Origin of the sequence: Intrasporangium calvum DSM 43043 (assembly GCF_000184685.1) — a bacterium.
GTDB classification, from domain to species: Bacteria; Actinomycetota; Actinomycetes; order Actinomycetales; family Dermatophilaceae; genus Intrasporangium; species Intrasporangium calvum.
In genome coordinates, this window is record NC_014830.1 from 430,872 (window position 1) to 453,676 (window position 22,805).

The following is a 22,805-nucleotide window of genomic DNA, read 5'->3' on the forward strand; positions in this document are numbered from 1 at the left end:
TCAACGCCGGTCGAGATCACCGGGTGTTGCTCAGTCCACGGTCCCGTAGAGCCGGTCGCCCGCGTCGCCGAGGCCCGGCACGATGTAGCCCTTCTCGTTGAGGCGCTCGTCAACGGCGCCGGTGACGACCCTGACCGGCACGTTGGTCGACGCGAGCGACTCCTCGAGGTGCGCGATGCCCTCGGGGGCCGCGAGCAGGCAGACCGCGGTGATGTCGTCGGCGCCCCGGTCGATGAGGAAGTGGATCGCGTCGGACATCGAACCGCCCGTCGCGAGCATCGGGTCGAGCACGAAGACCTGACGTCCGGTGAGGTCGTCGGGCAGCCGGTTGGCGTAGGTGACCGCCTCGAGCGTCACCTCGTTGCGCTGCATGCCGAGGAACCCGACCTCTGCACTCGGGAGCAGGCGCACCATGCCCTCGAGCATGCCGAGGCCGGCCCGGAGGATCGGGACGACCAACGGCTTGGGGTTGGAGAGCTTGATCCCCGTGGTCGCGGTGACGGGCGTCTCGATCTGGAACGGCTCGACGCGGACCTCACGCGTCGCCTCGTAGGCGAGCAGCGTCATCAGCTCCTCGGCCAGACGCCGGAAGGTCGGGCTGTCCGTCCGCTTGTCGCGCAGGTAGGTGAGTTTGTGGGCGATGAGGGGGTGGTCTGCGACGTGGACGTCCATGGGTGGAAACTTAGCGCGTGGGCAGGGAATCGGAGAGACCTGGGACCGATGCCGCGGCGACCGGCGAGACGTATGCCGCTTGGCTCGGTGAGGCGCTCGAGCTCGCCGCTGCGACGGCGGGGTCGGACGACGTGCCAGTCGGGGCCGTCGTCATCGGCTCGGACGGACTGGTCATCGGGCGGGGGCGCAACGTGCGCGAGGAGCTCGGCGACCCCACCGGGCACGCCGAGGTCATCGCCCTGCGCTCCGCCGCGGCGGCCGTGGGGACCTGGCGGCTGGACGGGGCGACGCTCGCAGTGACCCTGGAACCGTGCGTCATGTGCGCCGGAGCCGCGATCGCTGCCCGGGTGGAGCGGATCGTCTTCGGCGCCTGGGACCCGAAGGCCGGCGCGTGCGGCTCCGTCTGGGACCTGACCCGCGACCCGCTCGCGACGCATCGGGCCGACGTCGTCGGAGGCGTGCGGGCGGAGGAGGCGGCCACCCTGCTCGTCGACTTCTTCGAGCGGAGGCGACTGCCCGGGGCCGACGAACCTGACTGGACGGGCACCGTGAACGGTGTGCGGCGTCAAGAAGGAGGAGACGGACCATGACGAGGATCGGCGTGCTCGGACCGGGGGGCGTGGGAGGTGTCATGGCGGCGCGGCTGGCGCGAGCCGGTGGGGACGTCGTGGTCGTGGCCGGGGAGCGGACCGCTGCCGCGATCGCGGCCGGCGGCCTGCACTACACGGGTCCGGAGGGGACCTGGGACGGGTTCGTCGAGGCGAGAAGCCTGCTCGTCGCCCCTGTCGACGTCCTCATCGTCGCGACCAAGGCAATGGACCTCGCCGCAGCGCTCCAACGCGTCCCGGCCAGCCTGCTCGGTGGCTCCGTGGTCGTTCCCCTGCTCAACGGGGTGGACCACCTGCCCTACCTCCGGGCCGAGCTTCCTGGAGCCCAGGTCGTGGCGTCCAGCGTCTCCGTCGAAGCCACCCGGCACCGACCCGGTGTCGTCGAGCAGGTGAGCGGCTTCTGCGACGTCGGGGTGTCGGTCGTCAACGCCGAGGGTCATGGCTGGGCCCAGCTCGCCGAGGAAGCCGGGTGCACGGTGACCACGGCCCCGGACGACGCGACGGTCCTGTGGCGCAAGCTGTCCTTCCTCGCTCCCCTCGCCCTGCTCACCACCGCCGCGGCGGCGCCGATCGGCCCGGCGCTCCGACGCCAGCCTCAGCTGGTGCGGCCGATCGTGGCCGAGGCGGCTGCGGCCGCTGAGGCGTTCGGGGTCACGATCGACCCCGACGGCATCGAGGAGCGGCTGCGGTCCCTCCCGGAGACGATGCAGTCGTCGATGCTCAAGGACCTGCTCGGCGGCCGGGCCGTGGAGCTTGATGCGATCGCGGGCCCGGTGATCCGCGCGCTCGGTCACGAGGGCGCACCGGCCACCGTTGCCGCCGCCACGGAGATCCTCGCGCGTCAGGGGGCAACCTGAGCCGCGCGGGGCGCCTCGGCGATTTCGCCGCCGTCCCGGGGCTCCGGTAAGGTTCTCGGCGGTGGCGTGTCCGAGCGGCCTAAGGAGCACGCCTCGAAAGCGTGTGTGGGGGTAACTCCACCGTGGGTTCAAATCCCACCGCCACCGCCAAATGAGAAGGACCGCCCCGGAGCGCAGCGGAGGGGGCGGTCCTTCTCATTTCGTTGTGTTGCAGCGGGATTTGGGAGGAGGCCGGAGCGAAGCGGAGGCCGACGGCTCCCACCGCCACCGCCAATCACCTGCGGAAACGCCGGTCAGCCCCTGAGGGGGCCGGCCGGCGTTTCCCAGGCTTAGACCGTATGAAGCGGTCACTTCATACGGTCTAAGGGGTTGGGCCCGGACATCTAAGGGGTGAGGCCCGATGTCGACCAGGACCGCAGGGGCGGACCATGAAGGGGTCCTGAATGACCGTTGCCTAGTCAAGGGAGAAGCCATGAAGCAGGCAATCGGAGCAGCAGCAGTGATCTCACTCGCCGCCGTGTTACACGTTTCGGCCAGCATCGGCGCATCTGCACACAACCGGGCGCACATCATCCTGCCCTCGGGCGAGTGCCTGATCGTTGGTTCCGAGAAGTCCGTGACCCTCCCGGACGGATCTCTGCACGACCTGCGCCCGGAAACCTATCCGGCCGATGAGATCGGCACTGCGTATGCGGCCGATGAGGGCAACTCCTTCCTCCTCAAGGGCGCGTGCCCGTAAGCGGCGGTCACCGCGTCCCTCAAGGGGAGAAGAGGGGGTCTGCCGCTGGACGAGTTCAGCGGCAGACCCCATCGTTCGCGCCTCGAGCGGGAGAGCGCGTGCGAAGTGTGTGTGTGGAGACACCAAAGTGCCGCCTGTCCGCCGATGACAAAACTGCCGTTTCCCCATCGACCCGGACATCATGCAACCGATCTCCTCGCCCGGCCGACGGTGAGTGCGTCTTAGCGGGCGGAACGACGCTTGCTCGCCTACCGGAGCCCTGTGTGCCCCGGGGCGGCTCCGTCAGTTCCGGCAACGCTGACGGTTCGCGCCAGCGGGGAGGGGCCTCGCCTTCTCATGGCGAGGGCCCTGTCTCCTCGGGGTGCTCAGTTCTGGTCCGACGCCGTCGGCGACCCATCCGTCGTCGATGCCCGGGATCGCACTCGGAGCCGGCACGGCCCGAGGCCCTGATTCGGCGTGGGGCGCGCTGGTTCGCGGGCCGTTCGCCGGGCCGTGGGCCTGGTGGCGGTGGACGTGGGAGGAGCGGGGAACGAGCGACCGCCACCACCGCGGGGGGCAGTGTGGACGCCCTCAGTCAGTGCCCTTGACCGCGGTGGCCAGGAAGACCGAGTAGGTGACGCCGTCCCGCTCGATGTGGGTGCAGTCCGTGATGGTGACGTCGACGAGCCCGGCCTGCTCGAGGCCGGTCCTGAGCTCGCCCCGGTCGAACCCGTGGTGCCCATCGAAGTCGTGGGTGTGGAACGTGCCGTCCTCCCGGTCCAGGTCGGCGATGCAGACGCGGCCACCGTCGACGAGCAGCTCGGCGAACGCGGAGAGCACCACCGGCAGCCTCCGCACGTGGTGCATGAACATCGACGACACGATCAGGTCGAAGCGGTCGGGCGGCGCCGACTGGTCCTCCAGGTCCAGGTCGAGGATGGCGGTGTCGGCGGGGAGGGCGCCGGAGAGGGCCTTCTCGCGCAGCACGGCCCGCATTCCGGGGGAGTTGTCCGCCAGCGTGACCCGGCTGACCGGGCCGACCGAGGCGAGCAGCTCCTCCGTCACGAGAGCCGTTCCGGCGCCGTACTCGAGCAGCCGGGTCCCCTCGCCCACCGGCACCGCCGCTGCGACCGCCCGGGCGACGTCCCGCGCCTGCCTGCGCTTCCCGGGATCGTCGTCCCACGTCGCGGCCTTCTCGTCGAAGTGTTCGGTGTCCATGTGGCCAGCCTGCCACGGCGGTGGTCCGGTCGGCAGGGTCCCCCTCGCGGTGGGTCTGGAGCGCTGGGTGAGGCCCGACGACGAGCAGGCGATGGGGCCGGCGCTACGTTGTGCTCGTGACTGTTGGACTGCCCGATCGGGCGCGCGTCGTCGTCATCGGTGGTGGGGTCATCGGCTCCTCCGTGGCCTACCACCTGGCCCACGCAGGCTGGACGGATGTCGTCGTGCTGGAGCGGGACCGGCTGACGTCCGGCACGACCTGGCACGCGGCCGGGCTGATGACCTGCTTCGGGTCGACGTCAGAGACGAGCACGGCGATCCGCCTCTACTCCCGGGACCTCTACGCGAGGCTGGAGGCCGAGACCGGCCAGTCGACCGGCTTCCGCCCCGTCGGCCTCATCGAGGCGGCGGCTGACCGGGACCGCCTGGAGGAGTACCGCCGCGTTGCCGCGTTCCAGCGCCACCTCGGGCTGGAGGTGCACGAGATCTCGCCGACCGAGATGGCCGAGCGGTTCCCATGGGCGAGGACGGACGACCTGCTCGGGGGCTTCTTCGTCCCCGGCGATGGCCGGGTCAACCCGGTCGATCTGACGATGGCCCTGGCCAAGGGGGCGCGGGCACTCGGGGTCCGGGTGGTCGAGGGCGTCGCCGTGACCGACGTGCTGACCTCGGGGGGCGCCGTCACGGGTGTGCGTGCGGCGGGCCAGACGATCGAGTGCGAGTACGTCGTCAACTGCACCGGCATGTGGGCGCGCGAGCTCGGGGAGCGCAACGGTGTCGTGATCCCCAACCAGGCAGCGGAGCACTACTACCTCATCACCGACACGATCGAGGGGCTCGACCCCAACGCGCCCGTCTTCGAGGACCCTTCGTCCTACGGCTACTACCGCGAGGAGGGCGGCGGCATGATGGTCGGCCTCTTCGAGCCCGAGGCCGCGGCCTGGCGCGTTGAGGGCATCCCGTCCGACTTCTCCTTCGGGACGCTGCCTGCCGACTGGGACCGGATGGCGCCCTTCCTCGAGAAGGCGATGGCGCGGGTGCCGATCACCCAGGAGGTGGGCATCCGCACCTTCTTCTGCGGTCCGGAGTCCTTCACTCCCGACCTCGCACCCGCCGTCGGCGAGGCACCGGGCATCCGCGGTTACTTCGTCGCGGCCGGGATGAACTCGGTCGGCATCCTGTCCGCCGGTGGCCTCGGCCGCGTCCTCGCCCACTGGATCACGACGGGGCGGCCCGACGTCGACGTGACGGGCTTCAACGTCGACCGGTTCCGGGTCGACCAGCTCGAGCCGGCCTATCGGGCCGCCCGCACGGCCGAGGTCCTCGGGACGGTGTATGCCGCTCACACCCCGGGCACGCAGCTGACCTCCGCGCGGGGTCGGCTCCTCTCGCCGGTCCACGACCGGCTCGTCGCGCAGGGCGGCTTGCTCCGCGAGGTGTCCGGCTGGGAAGGCGCCGACTGGTTCGCGGGAGCGGGGCGGACACCGGAAGCCGAGCCGACCTGGGGTCGAGCGCCGTGGTTCGAGCAGTGGGAGCAGGAGCACCGGGCGGTCCGGGAGGCGGTCGGGCTGATGGACCTGTCCTTCATGGCGAAGTTCCGGGTGCAGGGCCAGGGGGCCGGCTCCCTGCTGGATCGCCTGTCGGCGGCAGCCGTCAACGGGGACCCGGGAGTGATCACCTACACCCAGTGGCTCAACGACGACGGACGGATCGAGGCCGACCTCACCGTGACCAAGCTCGACGACGACGACTTCTGGGTCGTCGCGTCGGACACGGCACACGGCCACGTCCGGGCCTGGCTGCACCGGTTCGTCGACGCGACCGTCTCGATCACCGACGTGACGGTCGACTACGCACAGCTCAATGTGCAGGGGCCGCGGTCTCGTGACGTCCTCTCGGAGCTCACCGACGCCGACCTGACCACCGAGGCATTCGGCTTCCGCAGCGCCGGCTGGGTCGAGCTGGCTGGCACCCGCGTGCTCCTCGCCCGGATCACCTACCTCGGCGAGCTCGGCTACGAGCTCTACGTGCCGGCGGGTGACGCGCTCCGGGTCCACGACGCGATCCAGTCCGCCGGCACCACTCACGGCCTGCGCCCAGTGGGGCTCAAGGCGCTCGCCTCCCTCCGGATGGAGAAGGCTTACCGGGACTACGGCCACGACATCGACAACACGGACTGCCCCCTCGAGGCCGGGCTGGGCTTCGCCCTCGCTCTGGACAAGCCCGCGGACTTCATCGGTCGGGAGGCGGTGCTGGCCCGGCAGGCAGCCAACGCCGCGGCTGGTGGGATGGCGCGGCGGATGGTCCAGGTCCGCCTGCTGGACCCGGGGCCGCTCCTCTTCCACGCCGAGATCGTGCTGCGGGACGGTCAGCCGGTCGGGTACGTGCGGGCCGGTTCCTACGGGTGGACCCTCGGCTCGGCCGTGGGGCTGGCCATGGTCGAAGGTGGGGGCCAGCCGGTGACCTCCGAGTGGCTCGCAAGCGGCAGGTGGGAGATCGACGTCGCAGGGACCCGGTGTGCGGCAGCGGTCTCCGTGCGCCCGATGTATGACCCCACCAGCGCCCGCGTCCGACTCTGACGCGTCCGACTCTGACGCGTCCGACTCCGGGGCGTCCGACTCCGGGGCATCCCGCTTGGACACACATCACTGAGACGCCGGCACCTCGTGGGGTGCCGGCGCCTCAGCTGTGTCAGCCGGGCGGTCAGCTGCAACCGGAGACATCGACGGCGCGCCACATGCCGGCGTTGCCCTGGGGGGCGTCGACGGTCATGGCGTGTCCCATGCCGGCGCCTGAAGGCAGGATCGCCTGCAGCATGTTGCACGCGCCGGTCAGTCCGGTGCCCGGCGCAGGTCCGGTTGCCGCCGAAGCGGGGATGGCGAGAGCCAGGGGTGCAGCCCCGAGGGTGATGATCAGCGCGGTCCTGGCGAGCCAGTTCTTCCTCATGGTCGTTGTCCTTTCGTCGTGTTGCGTCTTAGTGCGGGTGGACGGCACTCGGGGGCGCGCCGTCCGGGTCGAGGACTCCTTGCCGGACACCGGTCCTCGTGCCGGCGCGGTCGGATGTCTCCTCACGGTGGGCTCCGGGCCGCCCTTCCGGGGTGATCAGGACCTGCAAAACGGGTTGCAGGGTCTGGGTCGCGGCTCCCCCCCCGACCAAGTCGCTGGCTTCAGCTGCGTGGGTGATGGCGTCGAAGGCCCAGCCGTCGAGGACCACCGCTTCGGTCCGTTGGTCGCGGGCAATGGTCACGTGGGTGACCCCGAGAGCCGCGAGACGGTCGGCTGTCGTCACGCCCAGGGCGGTGACCTCGCGCTGCCCATCGACCAGCGCGACCAACACGATCAGCATCGGCATCCCGCTCGCCTCCTGTCGGTCGCCTTGATCGGTACCACCGACGCTAGGGACGGACACGTCCGAAAGGTATCCGGGGATATCCCTACTTCTCGGTGCCGTCGGCTGCGACGTCGAGGTCGTCGGCGTACCGCGACCCGAGCTCCGCTCGGTTGTGCACCCCGAGCTTGGCCAGCACGCGCGAGATGTGCTGCTCGACGGTCTTCGGCGAGATGAACAGCGTGTGGGCGATGTCGACGTTGCGGGCGCCCGTGACGGCGAGACACGCGACATCGAGCTCGCGACGGGTCAGGGTCGCAACGGGTGAGGCGTCCGCAGCTGACCGCCGGCTCGGGGCAACTCGTCGCACGCCGATCGCCCGGAGCCGTTGGTCGACGAGCCGCTGCTCGGAGACGGCGCCCAGCTCCGCGGCCAGTCGTGATGCGGTCGACCACGCCTCGCTCGCCGCGGCCCGGTCCGCTCCGGCGAGCACGCTGCCGAGGTCGATCAGGCCCCACAGCTCTTCCAGTCTCGTGCCCGCCGCTGTCGCGGAGGCGATGACCTGACGGAGCAGCTCGGGCGCCCTGCTCTCCTCTGCGGCCGCGGCCAGCGCCGCGTCGGCCCGGAGGCGGTGGAACGCCGCGCGGGCGTTGGGGTCTGGCCACTGGGCGTCCCAGGCCCGAAGCAGGCGTCGGGTCGAGTCCACCTCGCCGACGCGAGCCAGCGCCTCGGCCCCGATCACGTGGAGGTCGGCGGCGCATCGGACACAACCGGCGGCCCGCGCGTCCGTGTCAGCGGAGTCGAGGAGCCCCACGACGAGCTCTCGCGAGTCGGCGGGCGCGAACCGTGCGGACCACAGTGCTGCCCGCTGCCGCAGGATGATCCGGTAGTGGGGGTTCTGGTGTCGGTCCGCCTGCTGGCGGAGCGAGTCGACGGCCGTCCGCCAGTTGGCCGCGGACGCCTCGATCACCTCCCGCAGGCCGCACAGCCAGGTGTCTGCGGCGTCGAACGAGGCGCCGATGCGCTCGCACAACCGACGCGCGTCCTCGTGCAGCTTCCGAGCCTCAGCCACCCGGCCCAGGTGGTAGACGACGAGAGCCAGCTCGAATCCGGCGTAGGCCTCCATCCCGGGATGGACCTGCTGGCGAGCGGCCCGCCTGACCTCGACGGCTCGGCTCTCCGCCTCGGGCCACCGGTTGAGGAGCCGCAGGGCCACACTGAGGAACAACCGCGCGTCGAGGTGCTGCTCGCCCAGCCCCCTGGTGGCCTCGACGAACTCGTCCGCGACGTCCAGCATCCCCGTCATGTCTCCGGCCATCAGGTACGAGACACGTTCTGCGTTGATCGCCTCGACGTAGGCCTGGCGGGCGGCCAGAGGGAGGGACTCGATGGGGCCCGCCCGTGCGAGGAGGTCTCGGGCGGCGTCGATCGCTGCTGTCCGGTAGGGCTGCGCCGCGGGGGCGTCGTGCTCCAGCCAGGCCAACCGAGCGAAGTCGAGGGCATCCGCTCCCACGTGGGTCCACGGGTCGTCCCAGCCGTCGCGTCGGGCCCGTGCCAGCAGGGCAACGGTCTCCGGGACCAGACCGAGCTCGACCGCGTGCCGGGCCGCAGCGAGCGCAGCCGATGCCCGTTCGGCGCGGCGCGGCAGGGTCTCGCTCAGCTGCTTCAGCCGCCGCAGGGCGAACTCGCTGTCGCCGATCTCCTCAGCGAGGTCAGCCAGCAACCGGTCGACGGCCAGCCGTTCGGTGCCATCGGGGTTCGGCAGCTCCGCGATGGCTGCCAGCCGGTGCAGTCCGGACTGTCCGAGGACTCGACGCTGGGGTGAACTGGCGATCTCCGATGCGAGCTCGGTGGACACCGCACCGGCCGCACCTTCGTGCTCGAGGGCCTCCATGAGGACCTGGAGGTCCCCTTCTGCCCGACGTCGAAGGACTGCTGCGAACTGGCGATGGAGGCGTCGGCTGTGCTCGTGGGGAAGCTGGTTCAGCGCTGCTTCGCGCACCAGGTCGTGGGCGACTCCGAACCACCCCGCCTCGGCGCTGACGACCCCTCTGTTGACGAGCTCGCTCAACGCAGCGGCCACGCGCGCCTCGGGCCACGCCAGCACCTCTCCGAGCAAGGCGGACTCGGCGGGCCGCCCGCCGATGACGGCAGCGGCCAAGCACTGGACCGCGTCCGAGCCCAACGCCCGGAGCAACGCGGGAATGGCGGTGGAGCGCACACCCGGGTCACCGCCGGCACGGATCGCCAGCTCGATCCAGAAGGGTGAACCGGCTGCTGCAGAGGAGATCCGCTGTGCGCTGGCGGAGGAGAGCCCCGGACGCAGAGCCTGCGCCAGCTCAGCCCCCTCGGCGCCGGCCAACGGCCCCAGCGTGAGCTCCACATAGTGTCCGGAATCGCCGAGCAGGTCCTGGAGGGAGGAGGCGAAGGCGGCAGACTCCGGTCCGGGTCGCGTCGCGCAGACCATCAGCACGCCGACGCCTTCGTCGAGAGCGGCTCGCACCAGGTAGTGGGCCAGCGCCCGGGACAGGCCGTCGAGCCACTGCAGGTCGTCGATGACGAGCGCCGGGTCGGCCACCTCGCAGAGGGCGCGGTGGGCGGCCTCGAACAGCCGGGCCGGCTCCACGCTGCCCAGCTCTGGGTCGGCAGGGGACAAGAGCGCTTGGAGCTGGCGGCCGGCGCGTCCCAGCGCGCCGATCCGGCGCAGGAACGGGAGGGCCGCGCCCAAGGGAACCTGCCGCTCCGGCTCGAAGCCGGTCATCCGAAAGACGCGATGGTTGCGCAGCAGGTCCGCGGAGGCCGCGAGCAGACGCGTCTTCCCCATGCCGGGTTCACCGACCAGGACCGCGGCCGCTGCGCCGCCGGCCTGGGCGCGCACGAGCGCTTGCAGCGTCGACAGCTCTTCGGTCCGACCCACCAGCGCGCCGGCCCGGGCAACTGGTCCCATGGCACTCCCGGTCCGATCGGCAGCGCCGATCCATCCCAGACTAGGCCGAGGTGGCGACCGCGTCCCGGGTATGCCGTCAGCCTTCGCCGGTGGGTGCGAACGAGGTCAACGCTCGACCGTCTGTCACGGTAGGTGCCGAATGCCGGAAAGGTCAGGGCCACGCCTTCGCCAAAAGGGTGGCACTCGGAGGTCTGCGGTTCTACCGTTGAATGAAATCGTTTCTCCGCGTGGGGATTTGGCCGGGATGCGATGAAGTGGGGGGAATGTGACGGGTGCGATCGCGCCCTGCGCTCCGTCCATCTTGACGTGCCACGGCGGGGAGATCAGCACCATCCGTTCGGGAGGGGGGAGGTGGGGTTCGCGCCTGCGTGGAGCAGGCCTGACAGTCGTCAGGGGGGAGTGCGTCCATCCGTGGCGCACCGATTCATCACGATCAAGGAAGTGGTCTTATGCGCAGACTGCTCGCGTTCATCGCGGTCTTCACCGCCTCGCTGCTCTTCGCCGCCCCGGCGGCGCTGGCAACGAGTCCGCACTTCGTCCGGGCGGCCGGGTCCATCAACGCGGACGGCTCGCTCACGGTGTCGTTCAAGGAAGCCGGCCTCGGCACCAACCAGAACATCGACTACACGCTCAGCGCGGACGCCTCGGTCACCTACGTCTGTGTCAACAGGGGCGGCGCCAACCCGTCCGCCTCGAACAAGACGACCGTCGCCGGTCCGGTGAGCGCCTCCGGCACCTTCGCGTCCGGAAAGAACGGCCAGGTCACTGCCTCACTGACCGTCAGCCCGCCCTCGCCGGGAGACTTCTCGTGCCCGAAGGGCCAGAGCCTGCAGATCGCCTCGGTCTCCTACACGAACGTCGTCCTCTCCGACACGACGAACAACGTCATCGAGCCGCTCGGCACGTTCGACTCGGGCTGCCTGCTCCCGCGCGTGCGCGGGGCCTGCTGACCGTCCTCCACGGAGGTGGTCCCCGGACCCCTTCGGGGACCACCTCGCGTCACACGGGCACGCACCAACGAGGTGGACCAGGGATCAGCCGCGCCGGGCGCGGACGATGGCGGCCCAGGCGTGCCTGTGGACCGAATGGGTGCGCGTGATCTCGATGTCCTCGAAACCGGCACCCGCCAGAGCTGCCCGGTAGTCCGCCTCGGTCAACGCGCCGGCGATGCAGCCGGTGAACGCCGCCATGTCGCTTCGGGTCGCCTCGTCCATGTCCTCGTCCGCGACGACGTCCGAGACGGCGAACCGGCCACCCGGCCGGAGGACGCGCGCCGCTTCCGCGAGGACCACCGCCTTGTCGGCGGCGAGGTTGATGACGCAGTTGGAGATCACGACGTCGACGGAGTCCTCGTCGAGCGGGATGTGCTCGAGGTAGCCCTCGACGAACTCGGCGTTGTCGATGCCGGCCTCTCGCGCGTTCGCGCGGGCGAGCTCGAGCATCTCGGGCGTCATGTCGATCCCGATCGCCTTCCCGCCCGGGGCGACCCGCTTGGCGGAGATGAGGACGTCGCCCCCGGCTCCGGAGCCGAGGTCGAGGACGGTCTCTCCGGGGTGCAGGTCGGCCACGGCGGTCGGGACCCCGCAGCCGAGCGAGGCCTCGACCGCCTTCTCCGCTCCCTCGATCTGCTCCGTGTCATAGAGGGCGGCGCCGAACACGACCCGGCCCCTGTCGTCGGTGTTCAGCTCGACGAAGGTCGTCGTGCCGCAACACGCACCGCTCGAAGCCGAAGCCTCCTTGGCGGCTGCGGCGTACGTTGCGCGAACGGTCTCACGCAGGCTCTCGGTCATGGCTCTTCCTTCTTCTGGGCCTGGTTCTGTGCGACGGATGTCGTGGCGTCGCTGCTGGTCTGGCTGGTGCAGCACGTGACCACCGGGCCGTTCATGATCGCGGCGGCGGCCCCGGGCAGAGCGGTCATGCAGGCCGCGTTGACTGAGTAGTAGGTGCTCGTCCCCCGCGGCTCGGCGATGACGACGAACAGCGTCACGGGTTCGCTCCGATGAGCGGCTCCACGACCGCTCTCTCCCCGGGCAGACCGGTCGCTCGGAGGACGGGCTCACCTCGCCCGCGGGGCCATTCGCGGAAGTCCCGGAACGCGATCGGCAGGCCCCGGGCCACGGACAGGTCCGCGCTGTCCATCACCTGCAGATGCACGTGCGGTTCGGTTGAGTTGCCGGAGTTGCCGCAGCCGGCGAGGTGCTGACCCTCCGTCACCCGATCTCCCACGGCCACTCGGAGCGAGCCCGCCCGGAGGTGCACCATGGCGAGGTATGCCCGGTGCTCCCGCAGCTCGATGATGACGTGGTTGCCGGCGACGGCGCCGACCCCGGCCCGCAGTCGGGCCCGCTGCGTGAGCGCATAGGGCACGAGCGCCAGCTGGGACCGTCGCGCGACGTGGTCGGTCTCGCCGTCATGGACCGCGACGACGACGCCGTCCGCGGGTGCCAGGAGGGGTGTGCCGAAGCCGACGAACCGGTCGGGCGGTTCCGTCGCGAGCCACGTCCGCCAGTCCCGCCGCGACGCGGTTCGACCCCGCTCGTCGACCGCGACGAAGTCGATGGCGTACGTCTCGCCGAAGACATCGACGCCGTGGCTCGGCACCCTGCGAGCCGGGCTGTTCTGGGCCAGCCACCGGCCCTCGAAGGGCAGCCGGAGGACGATCGCCTCGCCGGCGGTCAGGGGTGGACAGGTTCCGTCAGCCATGTGGCCACCGTAGGCCGAGCCGCCCGCTAGCCTGCGAGCAGACGCACGCCGAGCCGATGCGGAGCCGCCATGGAGACCGGCCGGACCCCGGAGGAGTTCTTCACGGGGCACCCCTTCGCGCTCGCTGTCTTCGAGCGGGTCCTCGAGATCTCCCGCGGCGCGGCGCCGGTCGCCGTCAGGGTCTCCACGAGCCAGGTCGCGCTCCGCGTCCGCCACGGCTTCGCCTCCGTGTGGTTGCCGGGGCAGTACCTCCGCCACCCCGACGCGGAGGTCGTCGTGTCCATCGCCCTCGGCCGGCACGTGGACTCACCCCGCTTCAAGGAGGTTGTCCACCCCTCCTCGAAGCACTGGATCCACCACCTCGAGGTCCGCGCGCTCGCCGACCTCGACGACGAGGTCGCCGGGTGGCTGCGCGAGGCCGCCGAACGGGCGGGCTGAGCCCACCGGTCGCGACCCATGCGTGGGCGCGGACCCAGCTCAGCGGCATACGACATCGTCCGTATGCCGCTGGGCTCGCTCCCGGGCGCGCGCTCGGTGGTTGGGGGGCGGGGTCAGGCGCGGGGGAGGGCCTCGAGCGGGACGTCGTGGTCGCGGGCCCACTCGACCCACTCGCCCGCGGTCCGGGTGCCGAAGGCGGCCGCCAGGCCCTCGTGGTCGCGAGCCCCGAGCAGCTCCTCGAGCCGGGCGAGGAAGTGCGGCTCGAGCGCGGCACACGCGACGAAACCGTCCCGCGCCGCGTAGATCGCATACCCCGGCAGGGCTCCCCCGAGGAGGCCGCCCGGTGCGGTGAGCCCGTGCCGCAAGGGATCGGCCATCGCCTCAGCCGCGGCCGACAGCGCGACCTCATGGTGGGTCGCGGTCCCCGTCCGTTCCCGGGCGAAGAGCGCGGTCACCGCTGCGGTCGCCGCCCGCTCCGCGCCGGCGAGGTCGGCGATGAGGGTGGCGGGCAGTCGCGGGGTCCCGTCGTCGGCGAAGATCAGGCCGTTGACGGCCTGGTAGGTCAGGTCATGGCCGGGGACCTCCGCCCCCGCGCCGGGATCGCCGACGATCGCGACGTGGCAGAGCCTGGGGTGCCGGGCGTGGACCGCCTCCCAGTCGAGACCGAGGCGGGCGAGGGCGGACGGTCGGTGCGAGGTGATGAAGACGTCCGCGGCGGCGAGGAGTGCCTCCAGCGCAATGGTGCCCTCCGGCGTCTTGAGATCGAGGGTGACGACCTCCTGGCCCGCGGTGAGCTCTGCGTAGTATCCCGGGGCGACGCGGGTGATGAGGTCGCCCGACGGGGGTTCGACCTTCGTCACCGTCGCCCCGAGCGACGTGAGCCGGGCCGCGGCGACGGGCCCCGGGACGTTGGTCGCGATGCTGACGACGGCGATCCCGTCCAGCGGAGGAGTGGCTTCGCGCATGACGGCTCAGCGCCGCCGACGCGAGGTGCCGAAGATGCTGCGGGTGATCTCGCGGCCGATGACCGTCCCCGCCGAGCGGAGCATCGAGCGGAACACGCCGGACGACACGACCTGCTCGACGACTCCCGGCTCCTCCTTCGGGGGCCGAGCCGGCTGGGCCCGGGTCGGCTCGGGGTCGGGCTCCTCCGCCGGCGTCGGAGCCGACTCGAGCCGCTTGGCGAGCAGCTCGTAGGCCGACTCGCGGTCCGCGACCTCGGCGTACTTCGCCGTCAGCGAGGAGCGGGCGATGATCTCGTCGACGGTGGCCTGCGGGGCCGGGTCCATCAGGGAGTTCGGCGCCTTCATGCGGGTCCAGGCCACCGGCGTCGGGACCCCCTTCTCGGACAGGACGGTGACGACCGCCTCGCCGATGCCGAGCGATGTGAGCAGCTTGGCCATGTCGTACTGCGTGTGCGGATACGTCGCGATGGCCTGCTTGAGGGCCTTGGCGTCGTCGGGGGTGAAGGCGCGCAGCGCGTGCTGGACCCGGTTGCCGAGCTGGGCGAGGACGTCCGCCGGGACGTCCTTCGGCGACTGCGTGACGAAGAAGACGCCGACTCCCTTGGAGCGGATGAGGCGGACCGTCTGCTCGATGGCGTTCATGAACGGTTTGCTCGCGTCGTCGAAGAGCAGATGCGCCTCGTCGAAGAAGAAGACGAGCTTCGGCTGGTCGAGGTCGCCCTCCTCGGGCAGGTCGTGGAAGAGGTCGGCGAGCAGCCACATGAGGAAGGTCGAGAAGAGCTGCGGGCGGTCCTGCAGCTGGGGCAGCTCGAGGCAGGAGATGATCCCCTTGCCCTCGGCCGTCGTCCGGAGGAAGTCGCTGGTGTCGAACTCCGGCTCGCCGAAGAAGCGGTCGGCGCCCTGGTCCTCGAAGGTGACGAGGTTGCGCAGGATGACCCCGGCCGTCGCGGAGGACAGCCCGCCGAGCGACTTGAGGTCCGCCTTGCCCTCGTCGGAGGTGAGGTACGTGATGACCGCCCGGAGGTCCTTGAGGTCGAGCAGGGCCAGGCCGTTCTTGTCGGCGTAGTGGAAGATCAGCCCCAGGCTGCTCTCCTGGGTCGCGTTGAGCGCGAGCACCTTGGACAGCAGGACCGGGCCGAACGAGGTGATCGTGGCCCGCACCGGGACCCCGCTGCCCTGGCCGCCGAGCGAGTAGAACTCGGCCGGGTAGCCCCGGCCCTCCCACGGCATGCCGACCGAGGCTGCCCGCTGGGTGATCTTGTCCCCGCCCTCGCCCGGGCTGGCCAGCCCGGACAGGTCGCCCTTGACGTCGGCGAGGAAGACCGGCACACCGGCGTCGGAGAGCTGCTCGGCCATGAGCTGGAGCGTCTTCGTCTTGCCGGTGCCGGTGGCCCCTGCGACGAGGCCGTGCCGGTTGAGGACGTTGAGCGGGATCTGGACCGGGGCGTCGGGATGCGCCTCCCCGTCGAGCACCGCCGCGCCGAGCTTGATGACACCTCCCTCGAAGCTGTATCCGGAGACGATCTCGTCGAGCTGGGTCGCTGCAGCGGCTGGGTCGGTCACGACTCGCACTCTAGCCACGGGACGGGCGGCGTGAAGCCTGCCTATAGTGTCGAAGTGATTTTCAAGGCCGTCGGCGACACCCGTCCCTATCCCGACCACGGCCTCGTGACGGCCAAGGACTGGTCCAACGTCCCGCCCCGCGTGGTCCAGCTCGGTGAGCTCATCACCACCAAGAGCACCCTCGACCTTCGGGGGCTGCTCGCCGATGACTCCACCTTCTTCGGCGACCTCTTCCCGCACTGCGTCGAGTGGGAGGGGCAGCTCTACCTCGAGGACGGCCTGCACCGGGCCCTGCGCGCCGCTCTGCAGCAGAGGCCTGTTCTCCACGCCCGAGTCCTCGTACTCTCCTGACACGGGCTCTCCCGACCAGTCGGGGGAGCGTGCTTGTGAGGTGAGTTCGGTGGGAGGAGTGTCATGAGCCTGGTCGAGGACGCCGAGGCCCTGGAGTTCCGGGCGCGCCGGCGGCGGCGCGCCACCGTGACCCTGGCCGTCCTGCTCCTCGGCCTGGCCGGTGCCTTCTACTACGCCTCGACCTACTTCCGCGACACGGCTCCGAAGCCGGGACCGTGCACGACCGAGGTGGCCGAGGTCCCCCTGACCCCTGCCGACGTGACGATCAACGTCTACAACGCCACGAGCCGTTCGGGTCTGGCGCTGACGACGTCGAGACGCGCCGTCGATCGAGGTTTCAGGATCGCCAAGGTCGCCAACGACCCCCTGAAGAAGACGATCAAGGAGTCGGCGAACATCCGTTACGGCGCTGATGGCGAGGAGTCCGCGAGGCTGCTGGCGCAGCACATCAAGGGCGCCAAGCTCGTCAAGGACAAGCGCAAGGGTGACACGGTCGACCTCGTCCTCGGCAATGCCTGGAAGGGGTTCGGTCCGGCACCGACGCCGACCGCGACCGGGCCGACCCTTCCACCGTGTCCCACCGTGACCGTCGCGGGCTGAGCCGACCGGCGGCTGGCCGTCAGTCGCGGACCGCGCCCTCGAGCATCCCGGCGATGAAGTGCCTCTGGAGAAAAAGGTAGAGCACGACCACGGGCAGGGCGACGATGACGGCACCTGCGGCGAGCAGCGCGAAACCCTGGGTGTACTGGCCCGAGAAGAACCCGAGGCCGAGCGGTGCGGTGCGCAGCGACTCGTTGGTCGGCACCATGACGAGGGGGATGAGGAACTCGTTCCACGTCCACATGAAGGTGAGGACGACGAGGGTGACGAGGGCCGGCCGGGCGAGCGGCACGAGCACCTGCCAGAGGATCCGCCACGTCGAGGCGCCGTCGAGGCGGGCGGCCTCGATGATCGACCGGTTGCTCGACCGGAAGAAGGCCCGCAACCAGAAGGTCCCGAACGCGACGGACTGGGCGACCTGCGGGAGGGCGAGCGCCCAGAAGGTGTCCGTCAGGCCGATCGCCCGGAGGTCGAAGAAGAGCGGCACGACGATCGCCTCGGCGGGCACCATGATGCCGACGAGCATGACGTAGAACAGGGCCTCGCTGCCGCGGAACCGCATGGTGCCGAAGGCGAAGCCGGCGAGGATCGACAGGACGGTGCTCACGCCCACGACGAAGATCGACACGAGGGCGCTGGCCCGGAGGTAGGAGCCGAACCGCCCGATGTCCCACGCCTGCTGGAAGTTGGGCAGCCCACCCGGAGCCTGGGTGTCAGGCTGCAGGGCAGCGGTGACGATGCCGATCAACGGGTAGAGCGCGAAGACGGCGAAGGCCATCAGGATCGCGTAGTTGGCGAGGCGCTCGGGGCGGGAGACCTGCATCAGTCCGTCACCCGGTCGCCGATGCGGGTGATGACGAAGGAGATCGCGAAGATGATCACCGTGAGGATCACGCCGATGGTGCTCGCCAGGCCCACCTGCCCGATCTCGAACGCCTGCCGGTAGACCTCGTACGAGGGGACGGTCGTCGAGTGGCCGGGGCCGCCGGCGGTCGTGAGGTAGATGAGGTCGAACGTCTTGAGGGCGGCGATGACGGTCAGGGTCAGGGCCACGGCGATCTCGGCGCGGATGGACGGCAGGGTCACCCCGAGGAACTCCCGGATCGGGCCGGCCCCGTCGAGTCGGGCCGCCTCGTAGAGCTCCTTGGGGATGCGGGACATCCCGGCGAGGAGCAGGACGGTGACGAGCCCGCTCTCGAGCCACGTCCCGACGACGCCCACGGCGGGCAGGGCGAAGGTGTAGTCGCCGAGCCAGCCCCGCGTCCATGACTCGAGTCCCACCGCGCCGAGCAGGCTGTTGAGCGACCCGCCGGGAGCGTAGATTCGCCGCCAGGCGACGGCGATGACCACCATCGCCACGACTTGGGGAAGGAAGACGACGGTGCGGAAGAACCCCAGCCCGCGGACCTGAGACCGGTGGAGGACCGCGGCGAGCACCAGCCCGACGAGGAGCGGCAGGACCGCGAAGAACACCATGAGGACGAGGGCGTGCCCGAAGGCACCTCGGAGCCGGTCGTCGCCGAGCACGTCCGCATAGTTGGAGAGGCCGGCCCAGGTCGCCAGGGTCAGCCCGTCCCAGTTCCACAGCGAGAGGTAGACGGCCTTGAGCAGCGGGTACAGGGCGAAGGCCGCGTACACCGCGAAGGCGGGCAGCACGAAGAGGTAGCCGATCCGCCGCGGCTCGCCCGGCGGACCGACCTGCCTCCTCGCGCGACCCGGGGCCGGGCTCACTTCGACGTGAACTCCGAGTAGTCCTCCTGGAGTCGAGCCAGGGCGTCAGCGGGACTCAGCTTCTTGGCGAGCAGGTCCTGGAGCGTAGCCCCGAGCGTGTCACCCATGGTGGGGGTCGCCCAGTCGAGGTAGGGGACGAGCCCGTCCGCGCGGGAGACCGCGTCGAACGCCGCGAAGACGTCCTTGCCGAGCGCGTCCGGTGCGGCCTGCTGTGAGGTCTCGACGACGGGCAGGTTGCCGTTCTCGGCGAGCACCTTCATCGCCTCCGGGCTGGTGATGAAGTTGATGTAGGCCGCGGCCGCGTCCTTGTTCACGGCCTTGTCCGTGATGGCGAAGGGCAGCCCGGTGCCTCCGGTGGTGACGGCGGTGCCGCCTGCCTCGGAGGGCGGGGGAAGCATGAAGCCGACATCGTCCTTCATCGCGGCTGACAGGTCGGCCTGCAGCCACGAGCCGGCGATGAGGAAGACGCCCTCGCCCTTGGTGAAGGACTGCCAGGCGGGGTCGTAGTCCTGGCCGTTGAAACCGGAGTTGAAGTAGCCCCGGTCGACCCAGTCGACCAACGTCTGTGCGGCCTTGACGTTCTCGGGCGAGGTCCAGTCGCCGCCCGGCTGGCCGAAGCCGAGGGCCCGGATCTGGTCGGCTGGGACATAACGGCCCTGGACGACCCCGAACACGTGACCGGCCGGCCACTTCTCGAGGTTCCCGAGCACGAGCGGGACCTCGCCCTTGTCCTTGGCGGCGGCCAGGGCCGCGTCGAGCTCCGCCCACGTCGTGGGCGGCTGGAGCCCGAGGGACTCGAGCTTGCTGCGGCTGTAGTAGATCCCCACGACCTCACCGACCTGGGGGAGTCCGAAGAGGCTTCCGGAGCCGAACGTCTTGCCGTCCGGGGAGTACGACGACACCGCTCGCACGGAGGCGGGGTAGCGCTGGTCCCAGCCGTACGCCTTGGCCCAGGGGTCGAGGTTGACCAGCTCCCCGGCCGTGACGAACGCGCCCATCTGGGAACGCGTGTTGTTCGCCTGGACGACGTCGGGGGCGTCCTTGCCGCTCAGGGCGAGGCGGAGGGTCTTGGTGAGGTCGTCGAAGGACCGCGAGACCCGGTCGACCTTGATGTTGGGGTACTTCTGCTGGAACTGGGAGACCAGCGTCGACATCTGCTTCTCCTGGCCGCCGCGGACCTCCTGGTCCCACACGGTGAGCGTGACCTCCCCGAGCGACGTGGCGTCCGTCGTCACGGACGCGTTCGGTGCCGGCTCGCTCGGGCCGGCGGTGCCGCCGGAACCGGGCGTGCACGCGGTCAGGCCCAGCGCACCGGTCAGGCCCGCGAGGGCGATGGTCCGAAGAACCCTGCGACTCATGGTGACTCCTTGGTTGTCGTTCACAGCGAAGCTCCTGGTGGTGTGCCCGCGGGTGGGCCGGGGAGGTCGCTGAGGTGGGCCAGCGTCGCCTCGGCCCGTCGCGTGGTCGCGATCGGCCCGATCGGGATGACGTCGTCGAGGAAGGCGAAGCGGCGCAGCAGCGACTGCTCGTAGGCGGTGGCCCCGGCGACAGCACGCAGGTCTCGCCACCAGTCGGCGATGTCGCCCCAGCCGGGCGCGGCGAGGGACCCGCCGAAGTGCTGCACGGCGAGCGCGGCGCACAGGCTGGCGAACGAGATGCGCTCGAGGAGCGGCCAGCCGCCCAGGGTGCCGACGACGAGCGCGGCGCCGAAGACGTCACCCGCTCCGGTCGGGTCGAGCGCATGGGTGCGCAGGGCCGGGACGGCCACCTCCTCACCAGTCCCGGCGTCGAGGGCGAGAGCCCCCTGCGCGCCGTTCGTCACGATGGCGAGGGGCACGAGGTCCGCGATGGCGTAGAGCGCCTCCTGGGGCGTCGTGGTCCGCGTGTAGGCCATTGCCTCGACCGCGTTGGGCATGAACGCATGGCAGTGCAGCAGCCGGTCGAGCACGCCGCGGTCCCAGGCCCCCGTGGGGTCGAAGCCGAGGTCGGCGAACACCAACGTCCCCTGGCGGTGGGCCCGCTCGACCCAGGTGGCGGTGCCAGCGGGACCGGACGCTCCGCCGCCGGGCCCGAGGTCGACGATGGCGGCAGCGGAGCGCGGTGGCTCGCCGATCATCTCGCCGAGGTCGACCGGTGGAGGGTGGCCGTGCGTCACCATGCCCCGGTCGGTCGCATCGGCCATCGAGACGGTGACCGGGGTGTGCCAGCGGGGGAAGCGCCGGGACCGGGACAGGTCCACGCCCTCCTGCTCGGCCAGGGTGGACCAGCAGAAGTCGCCGTAGGCATCGTCCCCGAACGCGGCGGCGAGGCCGGTGCGGAGCCCGAGCCGGCTCGCCGCGACGGCGAGGTTCGCGATGCCGCCCGGCGCGGACCCCATACCCGTCGACCAGACCTCCTCGCCGCCTGCGGGGCGGTGCTCGAGTCCCGTGAAGACGATGTCGAGGAAGACCGTGCCCGACATGAAGACGTCGAGGTCGGTGTCGCCGGGCTGCCCAGCCCGGCGCGCGGCGTGGGGCCGGTCTCGGGGCGGCCGCGGCGGGACGTGGTCGGACGTGCGCGAACCTCCCGTCCTCACGTCCATGCTCGCGATCCTTGCAGCGTCTGCGGGAGCGGGGCAACCAGATCCACGCACCTGGCCGCCACCGGGGCGCCCTCCAGGGGCGCTCCCTGCCGGTGGTTGCTACGTTGAGCAGGTGCGACACGAGCGGCTCCGCCACGGCGGCCCGGAGGTGACCGAGGCGTGAAGCTGGCGATCCTCGGCGGCGGCGGGTTCCGCACGCCCCTCGTGTACGGGGCGCTCCTCGGCGACCGGAGCGAGCGCCGCATCACCGAGGTCTGGTTGCACGACGTCGACGAGGATCGCCTCGACACGATCACGGCGGTCCTGCACTCGATGGCCGGGGCCGTGGACCACCCGCCGCGCGTGCGGACCGGCACCGACCTCGACGCGGCTCTCGAGGGGGCCGACTTCGTCTTCTTCGCCGTCCGCACGGGGGGCCTGGCTGGGCGCACGGCGGACGAGCGGGTCGCGCTCGAGCTCGGTCTGCTCGGCCAGGAGACGGTGGGCCCCGGTGGCATCTCCTACGGGCTGCGCACCGTCCCGGTGGCCCTGCACGTCGCCCACCGCGTCGCCGCCGTGGCGCCACAGGCCTGGGTCATCAACTTCACCAACCCGGCCGGCCTGGTCACGGAGGCGATGTCGGCCGTGCTCGGCCACCGGGTGGTCGGCATCTGCGACAGCCCGATCGCCATGGCGCGCAAGGCGGTTCGTCTCCTCGGGCTGGAGGGGTCCGAGGCGCGTCTCGACTATGTCGGGCTCAACCACCTCGGCTGGCTCCGTGCCGTGACGGTGGGGGGAGAGGACCGTCTCCCCGAGCTGCTCGGCGACGAGGCCCGCCTGGCCAGGATGGAGGAGGGGCGGCTCTTCGGCACGGAGTGGCTCCGCTCGCTCGGGGCGATCCCCAACGAGTACCTCTACTACTACTACTTCACGCGAGAGGCCGTGGCGCAGGCACTCGCCGCAGAGCAGACCCGCGGTGAGTACCTCGTCGCCCAGCAGGCCGCCTTCTACGCCCGGGTCCGTCGGTCGCCCACCGACCCGGTCGGTGCCCCCTTCGCCGAGTGGGAGCGCGTCCGTCTCGACCGCAACGCGACGTACATGCGCGAGGCGCGCGCCGAGGGGGAGGAGCGCGACGAGGAGGACGCGCAGGGCGGTGGCTACGAGGGGGTGGCGCTCGCCCTGATGGCGGCGATCGCCCGCGACGAGCCGGCGGAGCTGATCCTCAACGTGCGCAACGGCTCCACGGTGCCGGGGCTCCCCGCGGACGCCGTGGTCGAGGTCCCGTGCCGTGTCGACCACAACGGGCCCGCCCCCCACCGGGCGGCGGCCCTCGAAGGCCACCAGCTCGGGCTGGTGCAGCAGGTCAAGGCCGTCGACCGGCTCGTCATCGAGGCGGCGGTCACGGGTGACGCCGCCGTGGCGGTCAAGGCGTTCGCGCTGCACCCGCTCGTGGACTCGGTCACCGTGGCGCGCGAGCTGCTCGCCGGGTACCGGGCCAGGGTCCCCGAGGTGGGCCGGCTCTTCCGCTGAGTCCCGAGCCCTCCAG

At 71.2% G+C, this 22,805-nt stretch carries 23 protein-coding genes and 1 tRNA gene; 10 read left to right on the forward strand and 14 right to left on the reverse strand.

What is annotated here, in order from left to right; all coding sequences use genetic code 11:
- Window positions 1-30: 30 nt before the first annotated feature.
- Window positions 31-672 (reverse strand): uracil phosphoribosyltransferase, encoded by a 642-nt coding sequence (upp, locus tag INTCA_RS02020; RefSeq protein ID WP_013491267.1) that lies wholly within the window; start codon window positions 670-672, stop codon window positions 31-33.
- 17 nt (window positions 673-689) lie between these two features.
- Between upp and INTCA_RS02025 the strand changes: the two genes are divergently transcribed.
- The 4 genes from INTCA_RS02025 to INTCA_RS02040 all read left to right on the forward strand — a co-directional run bounded on the left by INTCA_RS02025 (window position 690) and on the right by INTCA_RS02040 (window position 2,876).
- Window positions 690-1,262 carry a nucleoside deaminase gene (locus INTCA_RS02025; RefSeq protein WP_013491268.1) on the forward strand — a complete coding sequence of 191 codons (573 nt, stop codon included), beginning with the start codon at window positions 690-692 and terminating at the stop codon, window positions 1,260-1,262.
- Entirely contained in the window at window positions 1,259-2,137 is an 879-nt protein-coding gene (locus INTCA_RS02030) for a ketopantoate reductase family protein (protein WP_013491269.1), read from the forward strand. Before INTCA_RS02025 ends, INTCA_RS02030 begins: the two co-directional genes overlap by 4 nt.
- Window positions 2,138-2,197: 60 nt before the next feature.
- Window positions 2,198-2,287 (forward strand) — tRNA-Ser (locus INTCA_RS02035).
- 322 nt (window positions 2,288-2,609) lie between these two features.
- A complete protein-coding gene (locus INTCA_RS02040; protein ID WP_013491270.1) occupies window positions 2,610-2,876 on the forward strand; it encodes a hypothetical protein in 267 nt (88 codons plus the stop codon).
- A 570-nt stretch (window positions 2,877-3,446) separates the two neighbouring features.
- On the opposite strand, the gene INTCA_RS02045 is transcribed toward INTCA_RS02040, so the two are convergent.
- The gene (locus INTCA_RS02045) at window positions 3,447-4,073 is read right to left on the reverse strand and encodes a class I SAM-dependent DNA methyltransferase (protein ID WP_013491271.1); all 627 of its coding nucleotides are present in this window, start codon (window positions 4,071-4,073) and stop codon (window positions 3,447-3,449) included.
- 116 nt (window positions 4,074-4,189) lie between these two features.
- Here INTCA_RS02045 and INTCA_RS02050 point away from each other — a divergent pair, with 116 nt between their 5' ends.
- Window positions 4,190-6,652: a GcvT family protein gene (locus INTCA_RS02050; RefSeq protein WP_148236454.1), complete on the forward strand. Its 2,463-nt coding sequence runs from the start codon at window positions 4,190-4,192 to the stop codon at window positions 6,650-6,652.
- A gap of 124 nt (window positions 6,653-6,776) precedes the next feature.
- Here the strand turns inward: INTCA_RS02050 and INTCA_RS02055 are convergent, their stop codons facing one another.
- From INTCA_RS02055 to INTCA_RS02065, 3 genes are all read right to left on the reverse strand, one after another.
- Window positions 6,777-7,019 (reverse strand): hypothetical protein, encoded by a 243-nt coding sequence (locus INTCA_RS02055; RefSeq protein ID WP_013491273.1) that lies wholly within the window; start codon window positions 7,017-7,019, stop codon window positions 6,777-6,779.
- A gap of 28 nt (window positions 7,020-7,047) precedes the next feature.
- Window positions 7,048-7,425 (reverse strand): hypothetical protein, encoded by a 378-nt coding sequence (locus INTCA_RS02060; RefSeq protein ID WP_013491274.1) that lies wholly within the window; start codon window positions 7,423-7,425, stop codon window positions 7,048-7,050.
- A gap of 82 nt (window positions 7,426-7,507) precedes the next feature.
- Window positions 7,508-10,348 carry a helix-turn-helix transcriptional regulator gene (locus tag INTCA_RS02065; protein WP_013491275.1) on the reverse strand — a complete coding sequence of 947 codons (2,841 nt, stop codon included), beginning with the start codon at window positions 10,346-10,348 and terminating at the stop codon, window positions 7,508-7,510.
- Window positions 10,349-10,797: 449 nt separating this feature from the next.
- On the opposite strand from INTCA_RS02065, the gene INTCA_RS02070 reads away from it, so the two are divergent.
- Window positions 10,798-11,298, forward strand: a complete 501-nt coding sequence (locus INTCA_RS02070) for a hypothetical protein (protein WP_013491276.1) — start codon at window positions 10,798-10,800, stop codon at window positions 11,296-11,298.
- Between the two features lie 84 nt (window positions 11,299-11,382).
- On the opposite strand, the gene arsM is transcribed toward INTCA_RS02070, so the two are convergent.
- Genes arsM through INTCA_RS02085 form a run of 3 tightly spaced genes read right to left on the reverse strand, consistent with a single transcriptional unit; the run spans window position 11,383 to window position 13,051 of the window.
- Entirely contained in the window at window positions 11,383-12,138 is a 756-nt protein-coding gene (gene arsM, locus INTCA_RS02075; RefSeq protein WP_013491277.1) for an arsenite methyltransferase, read from the reverse strand.
- Window positions 12,135-12,335: a hypothetical protein gene (locus tag INTCA_RS02080; RefSeq protein WP_041307153.1), complete on the reverse strand. Its 201-nt coding sequence runs from the start codon at window positions 12,333-12,335 to the stop codon at window positions 12,135-12,137. Before INTCA_RS02080 ends, arsM begins: the two co-directional genes overlap by 4 nt.
- Window positions 12,332-13,051: a M23 family metallopeptidase gene (locus INTCA_RS02085; protein WP_013491278.1), complete on the reverse strand. Its 720-nt coding sequence runs from the start codon at window positions 13,049-13,051 to the stop codon at window positions 12,332-12,334. The genes INTCA_RS02080 and INTCA_RS02085 overlap by 4 nt, the downstream gene beginning before the upstream one ends.
- A gap of 69 nt (window positions 13,052-13,120) precedes the next feature.
- On the opposite strand from INTCA_RS02085, the gene INTCA_RS02090 reads away from it, so the two are divergent.
- Window positions 13,121-13,489 carry a DUF5655 domain-containing protein gene (locus INTCA_RS02090; protein WP_013491279.1) on the forward strand — a complete coding sequence of 123 codons (369 nt, stop codon included), beginning with the start codon at window positions 13,121-13,123 and terminating at the stop codon, window positions 13,487-13,489.
- Window positions 13,490-13,602: 113 nt separating this feature from the next.
- Here the strand turns inward: INTCA_RS02090 and INTCA_RS02095 are convergent, their stop codons facing one another.
- Window positions 13,603-14,454 (reverse strand): CoA transferase, encoded by an 852-nt coding sequence (locus INTCA_RS02095; protein ID WP_013491280.1) that lies wholly within the window; start codon window positions 14,452-14,454, stop codon window positions 13,603-13,605.
- Window positions 14,455-14,460: 6 nt separating this feature from the next.
- On the reverse strand, window positions 14,461-16,017 hold the full coding sequence (locus INTCA_RS02100) for a helicase HerA-like domain-containing protein (RefSeq protein WP_013491281.1): 1,557 nt from the start codon (window positions 16,015-16,017) through the stop codon (window positions 14,461-14,463).
- A gap of 54 nt (window positions 16,018-16,071) precedes the next feature.
- On the opposite strand from INTCA_RS02100, the gene INTCA_RS02105 reads away from it, so the two are divergent.
- Complete coding sequence (locus INTCA_RS02105) at window positions 16,072-16,368, forward strand: type II toxin-antitoxin system VapB family antitoxin (RefSeq protein ID WP_041307157.1); 297 nt, start codon at window positions 16,072-16,074, stop codon at window positions 16,366-16,368.
- Between the two features lie 63 nt (window positions 16,369-16,431).
- Entirely contained in the window at window positions 16,432-16,968 is a 537-nt protein-coding gene (locus INTCA_RS02110) for a LytR C-terminal domain-containing protein (protein WP_013491283.1), read from the forward strand.
- A 19-nt stretch (window positions 16,969-16,987) separates the two neighbouring features.
- Here the strand turns inward: INTCA_RS02110 and INTCA_RS02115 are convergent, their stop codons facing one another.
- Genes INTCA_RS02115 through INTCA_RS02130 form a run of 4 tightly spaced genes read right to left on the reverse strand, consistent with a single transcriptional unit; the run spans window position 16,988 to window position 21,280 of the window.
- Entirely contained in the window at window positions 16,988-17,791 is an 804-nt protein-coding gene (locus tag INTCA_RS02115) for a carbohydrate ABC transporter permease (protein WP_013491284.1), read from the reverse strand.
- Window positions 17,791-18,699, reverse strand: a complete 909-nt coding sequence (locus INTCA_RS02120) for a carbohydrate ABC transporter permease (RefSeq protein ID WP_013491285.1) — start codon at window positions 18,697-18,699, stop codon at window positions 17,791-17,793. Before INTCA_RS02120 ends, INTCA_RS02115 begins: the two co-directional genes overlap by 1 nt.
- A complete protein-coding gene (locus INTCA_RS02125; protein WP_041308234.1) occupies window positions 18,696-20,057 on the reverse strand; it encodes an extracellular solute-binding protein in 1,362 nt (453 codons plus the stop codon). Before INTCA_RS02125 ends, INTCA_RS02120 begins: the two co-directional genes overlap by 4 nt.
- 20 nt (window positions 20,058-20,077) lie before the next feature.
- Window positions 20,078-21,280 (reverse strand): carbohydrate kinase family protein, encoded by a 1,203-nt coding sequence (locus INTCA_RS02130; protein WP_013491287.1) that lies wholly within the window; start codon window positions 21,278-21,280, stop codon window positions 20,078-20,080.
- Window positions 21,281-21,439: 159 nt separating this feature from the next.
- Between INTCA_RS02130 and INTCA_RS02135 the strand changes: the two genes are divergently transcribed.
- Window positions 21,440-22,789 (forward strand): 6-phospho-beta-glucosidase, encoded by a 1,350-nt coding sequence (locus INTCA_RS02135; RefSeq protein WP_013491288.1) that lies wholly within the window; start codon window positions 21,440-21,442, stop codon window positions 22,787-22,789.
- The last annotated feature ends 16 nt before the right edge of the window (window positions 22,790-22,805 follow it).

What these genes read in the sequence shown, in the direction of transcription:
- INTCA_RS02090 (WP_013491279.1), top strand. Translation starts at nt 13,121, where the DNA reads ATGGAGACCGGCCGGACCCCGGAGGAGTTCTTCACGGGGCACCCCTTC.
- INTCA_RS02070 (WP_013491276.1), top strand. Translation starts at nt 10,798, where the DNA reads ATGCGCAGACTGCTCGCGTTCATCGCGGTCTTCACCGCCTCGCTGCTC.
- INTCA_RS02085 (WP_013491278.1), bottom strand. Translation starts at nt 13,051, where the DNA reads ATGGCTGACGGAACCTGTCCACCCCTGACCGCCGGCGAGGCGATCGTC.
- arsM (WP_013491277.1), bottom strand. Translation starts at nt 12,138, where the DNA reads ATGACCGAGAGCCTGCGTGAGACCGTTCGCGCAACGTACGCCGCAGCC.
- INTCA_RS02060 (WP_013491274.1), bottom strand. Translation starts at nt 7,425, where the DNA reads ATGCCGATGCTGATCGTGTTGGTCGCGCTGGTCGATGGGCAGCGCGAG.
- INTCA_RS02110 (WP_013491283.1), top strand. Translation starts at nt 16,432, where the DNA reads ATGAGCCTGGTCGAGGACGCCGAGGCCCTGGAGTTCCGGGCGCGCCGG.
- INTCA_RS02065 (WP_013491275.1), bottom strand. Translation starts at nt 10,348, where the DNA reads ATGGGACCAGTTGCCCGGGCCGGCGCGCTGGTGGGTCGGACCGAAGAG.
- INTCA_RS02130 (WP_013491287.1), bottom strand. Translation starts at nt 21,280, where the DNA reads ATGGACGTGAGGACGGGAGGTTCGCGCACGTCCGACCACGTCCCGCCG.
- INTCA_RS02125 (WP_041308234.1), bottom strand. Translation starts at nt 20,057, where the DNA reads ATGAGTCGCAGGGTTCTTCGGACCATCGCCCTCGCGGGCCTGACCGGT.
- upp (WP_013491267.1), bottom strand. Translation starts at nt 672, where the DNA reads ATGGACGTCCACGTCGCAGACCACCCCCTCATCGCCCACAAACTCACC.
- INTCA_RS02045 (WP_013491271.1), bottom strand. Translation starts at nt 4,073, where the DNA reads ATGGACACCGAACACTTCGACGAGAAGGCCGCGACGTGGGACGACGAT.
- INTCA_RS02115 (WP_013491284.1), bottom strand. Translation starts at nt 17,791, where the DNA reads ATGCAGGTCTCCCGCCCCGAGCGCCTCGCCAACTACGCGATCCTGATG.
- INTCA_RS02040 (WP_013491270.1), top strand. Translation starts at nt 2,610, where the DNA reads ATGAAGCAGGCAATCGGAGCAGCAGCAGTGATCTCACTCGCCGCCGTG.
- INTCA_RS02095 (WP_013491280.1), bottom strand. Translation starts at nt 14,454, where the DNA reads ATGCGCGAAGCCACTCCTCCGCTGGACGGGATCGCCGTCGTCAGCATC.
- INTCA_RS02030 (WP_013491269.1), top strand. Translation starts at nt 1,259, where the DNA reads ATGACGAGGATCGGCGTGCTCGGACCGGGGGGCGTGGGAGGTGTCATG.
- INTCA_RS02055 (WP_013491273.1), bottom strand. Translation starts at nt 7,019, where the DNA reads ATGAGGAAGAACTGGCTCGCCAGGACCGCGCTGATCATCACCCTCGGG.